The organism is Microcoleus sp. CAWBG58, from assembly GCF_020883045.1.
Lineage (GTDB): Bacteria > Cyanobacteriota > Cyanobacteriia > Cyanobacteriales > Microcoleaceae > Microcoleus.
On sequence record NZ_JAHRFA010000056.1, the window covers coordinates 40,333 to 48,063 of the forward strand.

Sequence of the window (7,731 nt, forward strand, 5' to 3'; positions counted from 1 at the left end):
TCTTCACCCTGGTTAGTAGTAAGGACTTCCGTCATTCTTCACCCTGGTTAGTAGTAAGGACTTCCGTCATTCTTCACCCTGGTTCGTAGTAAGGACTTCAGTCCTTCTTCATTCACAAAGAGAGGACTGAAGTCCTCACTACAAACGGGGTTTACTTCTTCTTATTTAACGTCTGCTTGCCAAACCCCAGACAAAGCAATCGATCGCCCTCCGCGACATTTGGGCCATTCTGTAAATAATCGCCCAACCACTCGCAACTCCGAGCAATAATATTATTTAGCTCCAAATTCTCCACAGGTAACAGAATTACACTCCCATCCCTGCTAGCAAAAGCGAGTGTTTTGCTATCTGAACTAAAAGTAACGCTCAATACCCGATCGCCCGATTCCAATGTTTTCGATAGCAGTGCTTTCTTGCCGTCAAAATTCCACAGCTTAACGGTATTTCCCGCACTCGCCGCCGCAATCAACTTGCCGTCTGGGCTGAAACTCACGCTTTCGACAGTATCGCTGTGGTCGAGTTTTTCGGTTAAATTAGCCGTCTTACCATCAAAACCCCACAAATAAACTTTTTTGTCAGCACAACCAGCAGCAACAGTCTTACCATCTGGACTGAAACTGACATTTCTGACACTATCTGCATGATCGAGAGATTGCAGCATCTTCGCCGATGTACCGTTGAATTGCCAGAGGTAAACTCTATTTTGTCCAGCAATTCTAGCATCATTTTGGGTTCCACTTGCCTTATTCTCAGCAGCGGTACCCGTAGCAATAGTTTTGCCGTCTGGGCTGAAACTAACGCTAATTACTGGATTGCTGTGGTCGAGTTTTGCTAGCATTGTTGCTTTTGTACCATTCCAGCGCCAAAGATACAATTTGCGATCGGCACTGGCGGCGGCAATTATCTTGCCATCTGGACTAAAACTCACGCTTCTGACAATGTCGCTATGACGCAGAGTATCTAACAGTTTTCCGTTTAAACTCCAGATTTTCACGGTTTTGTCATCGCTGGCAGAAGCTACAGTTTTATTGTCCGGCGAAAAGCTCGTCCAGGTAACAGATTCCTTGTGGCCTGCTAAGGTTTTGATTAAACTGCCATCAGGGCGCCAAAGTCTCACCGTCTTGTCGCCGCTAGCAGATGCAATTGTTTTGCCGTCTCCACTAAAACTGACTTGATAAACCCAATCTCCATGGCCCGATAAAATCTTATTCAACGGAGTGCTGTTTGGTTGCCAAAGTTTTACCATTTTGTCTCTACTGGCGGAAGCAATCGTGCCGTCGCTGCTGAAAGTTACGGCCCTCACGTCGTCTTGATGTCCTCGAAAAGTGTTGAGCAAAGTGCCGCTGCGACTCCAAATTTTTACCGTATCGTCGGCGCTGCCGGTGACAATTTTTTCGCCGTCGCGACTGAAACTCGCGCTGACAACTCCATCGTTGTGTCCTTTGAGAGTTTTGATTTCCTCACCCTTTCGATTCCAAATTTTGGCTGTGGTGTCGGCACTTGCTGAGACGAGTTGTTTGCTGTCTGGACTAAACTTAACACTGCGAACAAAGTCAGAATGTTTGGTTAATGTTTTGGGATTAATTTGAAATTTCTGGGTTTTACCTTTGCGATTCCAAAGTTTGATAGTTTTGTCAGCACTTGCTGAGGCAATTGTTTTGCCGTCGGGGCTGAAACTAACGCCGAGTACCCAATCTTTGTGTTTGGCTAAGGTTTGCAGCAATTTTTTTGTTTCCAGGTTCCAGATTTTGACGGTGTTGTCGTGACTCCCAGAAGCTAGGGTTTTGCCGTCGGGGCTGAAACTGACGCTGGTGACGATATCGCCGTGGCCGGATAAGGTGGCGATCGCACTTTTGTCGTTATCTACTTGCCAAATTCTAATTGTGCGATCGGCGCTACCAGTTGCGATCGTTTTCCCATCCGGGCTAAAACTAACACTCGTCACAGTATCGCCGTGCTTGAAAGTCTTTAACAACTTACCTGATTTGCTGACCAATTTAACAGTTTTGTCAGCACTTGCCGAAGCAACTGAATTGCCATCGGGACTCACGCTCACATCCAAAACAGACTTGCTGTGCTGCTCGAAACGGTTGCTTTCTTGCACCCCCGAAACTGCTTGTATGAGCCTCTCAGCAATTTTATTTTTAGTATCCACAGGCAGTGCGGTACTTTTGAGAGAATCACTGCCGATTTTGATACTATTTCCTAACACTCCTAATTGATTTTTTTCATTAGAAAGCACCAACGCCTCCGACGCAGAATTTAAGGCATCAGTCCGACTTGTTTCTGCTTCTTGCCGCGCGCTTTCTGCTAATTTTGCTTGCTCGAATCCTATCCAAGAAACACCTCCGAGTACCAGCACTCCTAGAATTGCCGCCCGCAATTGCCATCTCCGAGTTTGATAAAGTTGAGCTTCCGCTTGGTGCTGTTTGTCTCTAGCTAAGCGCTGGTTGTCTCTAGCTTCCGACAGCAAAGCATCTCGCTCTCTGTCTTTACGAATTTGTTCAATTTCATCTCGGTTAATTTGGTTTTGTTTGCGGAGTTCCTCAAATTCTGCTTTTTTATCTAATTCCTGCTGCTGCCGGATGAAGCTAACTAGATAGTCGTGAACGAGCTGATAAAGCTCTGCGGGTAGTTCAGTCCACCGAAAAACTAAACCGGATTTGACTAACAGTTCTAAGACTAAATCTAATTTATCAGTGGCTGCAAATATCGCTAAATCCGAGGCTAATTCGGCGCGGGTTTTCAGGGGTCGAATCTCATCTTCATCTGTGAGAAAATACAAAATTCGGCGAGCAGCTCCTTCATTTTCTGGCCCGCAATCTTTGATGACTTCTTCGAGAAATCTTTCGACTAATTTTTGTTGGGGACTGTTACCCAGTTCCTGATATTGAGTTAAAGTTCTAATGTCCTCTTGTTGGAGTTGAGCGCCCACAAGTTGCAGTTCGATCGGGCGGACTTCTCCCAACTCTCCAGCTAAATCTTTGACTAATTCTTCGATCAGCTCCGGTTCTAAGTAAAACTGCGATCGTTCTGTCAAAGTGCGAATTACCGCTCGCGCATCGCCCTGGGAAAAATTACCCAAATAAAACAGAATATCTTTGCTGAGAACGTCCGCCAAAATATCATTGTTGATAAATTTTGTTGGGTTTTTGGGTCGGGAAAATTCCAGCAAATAGTGCAGGTAATCTTCCCGCAAAGACAGGACGACTTTTAAATACTTGATTGTCAAGCATTCCCGCAAAAAATTAAAAAATATTTGTCTTTCCGCAGGCTCTTTCCACACGAAAAAGAATTCTTCAAATTGGTCAAATATCAGAACTGTCACTAGATGTTCTGAATTTGTTTGCAACTCTTTGATGATTTTCTCATATTCGATCGCCTGTTTCTCGACAATTACTTCTACAGGCTGTGACTGCTCAATCAGATCCTGGCTTGCTCCAACCGACGAGCCGCCGTTAAATTCCAGCCGCAGATTGGCGTTGACTGCGCCTGCTGCGCTCAAATCTCCCGAAGCCGATCCCGGTACTGCATCGAAAATGTCGCGATCGAATATTTCAGCTTTCCCAGCAGATAACTGTCTGGTCAATTCCCGCGGCCAGTTGTTGTAAACTTGCAGCACTACAGGCAAAACAGTCCGCATTTCGATCTTTTTTTGCTTGAGAGCCGGCACTAATCCCCCGGTGACAATTGAACTTTTGCCAACTCCAGACTGACCGTAAATTACTGTCAGTTTGTCTGGGGTATTGTTCATCCTATATATCAAGCGATTGAGGTCTGCTTCTCTACCAGAAGCGGTAATTTCGTCAGCAATCGTAGCAGCGGCGGCAACTGTTTCGGCGGGATTAATCGCTTCTCTGTGCGGCTGCAATTTTCCGGCTCCAATAAAAGCTCGGAAGCGATACGTATGTTCTACCGCTCGATAATCTTGCTTAAGCTGAAATGCTTTGAGATATTCTCCCCGCTGAAAATAGAATCCTCGCAGCATTTCTAAAACGCGCAAATACAGTTGCGGGTTGTAGCAAGGTTCGGTTTGCGATCGAGCTAGCTCTAAATGTGCGATCGCCTCGTCAATCTCACCCAACTCGCTCTGGGCCTCTGCTAAAATTAACAGATATAAGCCTAGATGCTGCGCTTTGAGAGGCGTTGCGTGTCCTGTCGCTTCAAATTTTGAGTTGAGAGATTGTAGGGCGACTGAAGCCCATTCTTTTGCCCCTTGCCAATTCTTTTGCTCTAAGGCTACTCTAGCCAAAAAGCCGTAATCTTGAGCCAAATTAACTGTTGAGTTTTCCATATTTTCATGTAACCTCCGAGCTTTCAGAGCTAAATTCCAGAGTGCATCCCAATCTTCTAAATGCTGCAATACTTCGCCGAGTTGATTGATGAATATACCGACGGCATCCGGCTGTCCCGCGCGTTCTAGAACATCAATACATTGCTGAAAATAATTTTTAGCTTCCGTCCAGTAAGGACGGTTGCCGCTGCGGTGCTTTTCTGCTTGAAAACGGTAGCAAAGACCAATGTGAAATACTACGATTCCCTCTAATACTGGTGCAGGGTGAACAGTAAATAATAAATCGCTAAATGCTGTTTGGGGCCCAATAAATGCTACTTGATACTTCCAAAAACTGAGACTTTTTTGATACAATTCAAGAGCTGCCTGGATGCGGTTGCCAGCATATTCGTCTCGACCGCGAATAAATTGCAAGCTTGCTTCAATAGCTGGTTCTAACCTGATGTTGCAAGTTTGCAAGTCTTGCCTCGCCGACTCTAATTCAGCTAAAGAATTGGCTCCGAGGATGGCAGAGTTACTTAAACGCCATTTGCCGCTTTCTAAAATCTTAGCAAAAATGCGATCGCAACTTTTGCCCAAAAAATCCACTAACTCGTCTGGGCCCAGCACAAATTCAACACTTGTCGTCCAAGTCTCGATATCTGTGACTAACCGAATCAGTTTTTTTAAGATTTTGTCTGTCACCCACAGCACCACTGGGAAGGGAAAATTATTGCGAAATTCTTCCCTGACGTAGTTGGTAGATGTTAGTACCCTATCTATTGCACTTACCGATTCCAATCCAAACACCATTAAAGCTTGAGGTTGACTGCCATCAAGTTCAGTTTCTATCGTCGTGTACAGAGTTTTAACAGATTTCGGGAGGACAATTTCTCGAATCTCGACACCAGACTGCTCGCGCAATTGCCGTACAGTTTGTTCTCGCATCGCACTGTAATTGCACCGCACCAAAATCAGCGAAAATTGCCCCTGAGACATTGAAAGAGTCCGGGAGAGAGTTTGCAGAGCACTTTTATTTTGCTCTGCTGCGGTGTCTTGGTGGCAGTGCGAATTAACCATAATATTTGAAAATCCTGATTGAATAGATGCTTTCACTTGACAGTTGATAGTAGACAGTTGACAGTTGACAGTTAACAGTTGATACCAATTTAATGTGAAGTTCCATATATCTCGATCCCCCTAAATCCCCCTCAATTCGGGGGACTTTGAGCGGAATCTTATCCCCCCCCTTATTAAGGGGGGGTTAGGGGGGATCGGATTCGGGAGCAGCCTCTAACATCACAATTATTCAGAGTTCTATTCTCTCTCTGTGTCCTCTGTGTTCTCTGCGGTTAAATCATTCCTATGCAACGGTCAACGATATAATAAATATAGCCTTTCTCAAAAAGATGAGGTATGCCTGACAGCTTATATAACCAATTAAACTCTTAGGGCTAAAGCCCAACAACGTACCTTGTTTTTAGCTGCCCGTACCTCAGCTCTGAAACTGTCCGATTATTTTAGCCGATCGCCCTTAAAGCATACCCGAAAAAATACATACTCTGTTATTATCATAATTTCAGGAAAATCTGGTGGATTTTACTGATTTTTTTCCCCTCGGTGACTCACATTCTCCCGAGCAAAAAAGTCGATCGCCCAAAATCCCACAAATCCGATGCAGTTATTCGCAAACGGCGGAAATCTTGCATTCCCTGCTTTGCTGGCCCCTCGCCGCACTGAGATAAACTACGGGCGGCGGTTCCTCAATGACAACTTGCATATTTGCGATCGCATTTTCGAGCAGAATTTTATCAATCTCCATATCTAAATTAGTAGCTGAAAAATCAGGTCGATCCCAATCTTCGCTTTCTTCAATGAGGATTGTTGTGGTTGGTGCCACCATCTCTAAATCAAGCTCATCACCTAAATTAGAAACTTGCTTGTTTGGCTCGATTTTCTGGCCGGTATCAGTAGCTAAAGCTTGACTGTTATTGGCAATTAGTACGAGCGGCAGTGCTACCATTGCACTTATCGTTTTTCGTACCGTGATTTTCCCCATAATCTCCTCCTAGTATCAACTAAATTTTGGTGCTGCTATAAATTTAAACATCCGCCGCTACTTGAGAGCGCTGCTATTATTTAATAGTCGCTTATTTTCGACAAAAAATACCCCGATCTGTGACACTTCGGGGCAAGTTTGCCTGACGGAGGGTATCCGGCCAACTTTTCCCGTTTCTATTGATTACGTGAAAACTCTTAAACAATCAGGTTTTCCTGTAGGTAATTTTGGAAATGAGGGCGAGTGTCTATTTCAGGCTAAAAACGGCGAACAACGAAGAGGGCAGGCACGGGGGCACTGCCCCTGCAACCGTCAACTCGTATAATTCTCGTTACTAGGCTCTTCCTGGTAACGCAGGGTGGCGAGGAAGAGAAACTAGCAAAAGTAAGGCGCTTGTTACTTTGTCAAACCGTGTTCGAGAGCGTAGCGAACCAACTCAGTACGGCTGTTAGTACCAGTTTTGCTAAACAAACGGCTGACGTACTTTTCCACATTCCGCACGCTAGTTTCCAAGCGGCGGGCAATTTCCTTATTCATCAAACCTTGAGCAACCAAATCCAAAACACTTTGCTCTCGCGGAGTCAAATCAATTTTAACCGACGAGCTACTTTGGACGATCGCACTTCGCCCGCTTAACAAAGACTCAATTCTCGCCATTTGGCTGGCCAAAGCAGCAATATCAGGACTTTCAGCATTGCCGCCCGTCTCCTTAGCCGCCGCGCGACGGGCCAGCAAATTCGTGACAATTGCTACTAACTCGTCGGGATCGAAGGGTTTAGAAAGATAAGCATCGCAGCCTGCTTGATAGCCTTGAATGCGATCGCCCGTCATCCCCTTAGCCGTCAAAAACACCACCGGCAAAGCCTTATAGCGAGGATCTTCCCGCACTTGCTTGAGAAACTGATAGCCGTCCACCTGCGGCATCATAATATCTGAAATCACCAAATCCGGATTCATCTGCTGCAATAATTCCCAGCCATCCCGAGCATTACTGGCAACCTCAACCGAAAAATCGCTATCTTCCAAATAAGCTTGTACTGCTTCCCGCAAGCCCGGTTCATCATCTACCAATAATAGTCTTGCTGACATATCCATTACCCTTACGTTTTACTACTATTATCTTTTAATTTAGCCGAATTCAACTATTTTTTCACTCCATCTATAGAAGCAACTCCAAAAATTGCGATTAAACTCCTATACGGTTCAGTTAAACCTGATCCCCTAGGGCGTCGGTTCAGTAGAATATCTTGACAAAACCAACTAAAAATGATATGTGAATTAAAAAGCCTGTTAAATTCTCACAATCATGAAGAAGGAAGAAACTTTATGCCCCCTCACTTATGGCATCCTCCAATCGAACTCTCAGAAACAGAAGCGTTGATTATCAAACGCATTAAAC

3 protein-coding genes are annotated in these 7,731 nt (G+C 44.9%); all 3 read right to left on the bottom strand.

What is annotated here, in order from left to right; all coding sequences use genetic code 11:
* Nucleotides 1–151: 151 nt before the first annotated feature.
* On the bottom strand, nt 152–5,353 hold the full coding sequence (locus QZ918_RS22570) for a WD40 domain-containing protein (protein WP_293338533.1): 5,202 nt from the start codon (nt 5,351–5,353) through the stop codon (nt 152–154).
* 601 nt (nt 5,354–5,954) lie between these two features.
* Complete coding sequence (locus QZ918_RS22575) at nt 5,955–6,332, bottom strand: hypothetical protein (RefSeq protein ID WP_293338535.1); 378 nt, start codon at nt 6,330–6,332, stop codon at nt 5,955–5,957.
* Between the two features lie 396 nt (nt 6,333–6,728).
* Complete coding sequence (locus tag QZ918_RS22580; RefSeq protein ID WP_293155027.1) at nt 6,729–7,421, bottom strand: response regulator transcription factor; 693 nt, start codon at nt 7,419–7,421, stop codon at nt 6,729–6,731.
* Nucleotides 7,422–7,731 lie beyond the last annotated feature (310 nt).

Coding starts and splice junctions, on each gene's coding strand:
- QZ918_RS22570 (WP_293338533.1), bottom strand. CDS start 5,353: ATGGTTAATTCGCACTGCCACCAAGACACCGCAGCAGAGCAAAATAAA.
- QZ918_RS22580 (WP_293155027.1), bottom strand. CDS start 7,421: ATGTCAGCAAGACTATTATTGGTAGATGATGAACCGGGCTTGCGGGAA.
- QZ918_RS22575 (WP_293338535.1), bottom strand. CDS start 6,332: ATGGGGAAAATCACGGTACGAAAAACGATAAGTGCAATGGTAGCACTG.